1 rRNA gene is annotated in these 1622 nt (G+C 55.6%); it reads right to left on the bottom strand.

Annotated features, from left to right (window positions below):
• Nucleotides 1-25: 25 nt before the first annotated feature.
• Nucleotides 26-1591: ribosomal RNA gene (locus CJ260_RS12200) — 16S ribosomal RNA — on the bottom strand.
• Between the last annotated feature and the right edge of the window lie 31 nt (nucleotides 1592-1622).

The raw sequence follows: 1622 nt of genomic DNA, 5'->3' as shown, positions 1-1622 counted from the left end.
GCAGAATCCGTTACTTCTTCCCTAGAAAGGAGGTGATCCAGCCGCACCTTCCGATACGGCTACCTTGTTACGACTTCACCCCAATCATCGCCCCCACCTTCGACGGCTGGCTCCGTAAGGTTACCTCACCGGCTTCGGGTGTGAATGACTTTCGTGGTGTGACGGGCGGTGTGTACAAGGCCCGGGAACGTATTCACCGCAGTATGCTGACCTGCGATTACTAGCGATTCCTGCTTCATGCAGGCGGGTTGCAGCCTGCAATCCGAACTGGGACTCTGTTTTTGGGGTTTGCTCCGGATCGCTCCTTCGCGTCCCTCTATTAAGAGCCATTGTAGTACGTGTGTAGCCCAAGCCATAAGGGGCATGATGACTTGACGTCATCCCCGCCTTCCTCCGCATTGTCTGCGGCAGTCTCTCCTGAGTCCCCGCCATGACGCGCTGGCAACAGAAGATAGGGGTTGCGCTCGTTGCGGGACTTAACCCAACATCTCACGACACGAGCTGACGACAGCCGTGCACCACCTGTTTTCGCGTCTTCCGAAGAAGAACTCCTCATCTCTGAGGATAGCACTCAATGTCAAGGCTTGGTAAGGTTCTTCGCGTTGCGTCGAATTAAACCACATACTCCACCGCTTGTGCGGGCCCCCGTCAATTCCTTTGAGTTTCAGCCTTGCGGCCGTACTCCCCAGGCGGGATACTTATTGCGTTAACTCCGGCACAGGAGGGGTCGATACCCCCTACACCTAGTATCCATCGTTTACGGCCAGGACTACCGGGGTATCTAATCCCGTTCGCTCCCCTGGCTTTCGCGCCTCAGCGTCAGTTGTCGTCCAGAAAGCCGCTTTCGCCACTGGTGTTCCTCCTAATATCTACGCATTTCACCGCTACACTAGGAATTCCGCTTTCCTCTCCGACACTCCAGTCTCACAGTTTCCGTCCCCTCACGGGGTTAAGCCCCGCACTTTTAAGACAGACTTATGAAACCGCCTGCGCGCCCTTTACGCCCAATAATTCCGGACAACGCTTGCCACCTACGTATTACCGCGGCTGCTGGCACGTAGTTAGCCGTGGCTTTCTCTTACGGTACCGTCATTCTAATGTGGTATTGGCACACTAGCCGTTCGTCCCGTATAACAGAGCTTTACAACCCGAAGGCCGTCTTCGCTCACGCGGCGTTGCTCCGTCAGGCTTTCGCCCATTGCGGAAGATTCCCCACTGCTGCCTCCCGTAGGAGTCTGGACCGTGTCTCAGTTCCAATGTGGCCGTTCATCCTCTCAGACCGGCTACTGATCGTCGCCTTGGTGGGCCGTTACCCCTCCAACTAGCTAATCAGACGCAAGCCCCTCCCCCGGCGGTAGCATATTCAGAGGCCACCTTTCTTCCCACTGCCATGCGGCAATGAAAACGTATTCGGTATTAGCAGCCGTTTCCAGCTGTTGTCCCCATCCGGAGGGCAGGTTGCTTACGCGTTACTCACCCGTTTGCCACTAGAGTCCATAGGAAGCAAGCTTCCCATGTCCTCCCGTTCGACTTGCATGTGTTAAGCACGCCGCCAGCGTTCGTCCTGAGCCAGGATCAAACTCTCCATGATATGTGAAGAGCTGATTGCTCGTTCTTACTTA

The sequence above is a fragment of the Megasphaera sp. ASD88 genome (assembly GCF_002287425.1).
GTDB lineage: Bacteria > Bacillota > Negativicutes > Veillonellales > Megasphaeraceae > Megasphaera > Megasphaera stantonii.
Note: the sequence above shows the minus strand (reverse complement) of the source record. Positions and strands in the feature narration are given on the sequence as shown.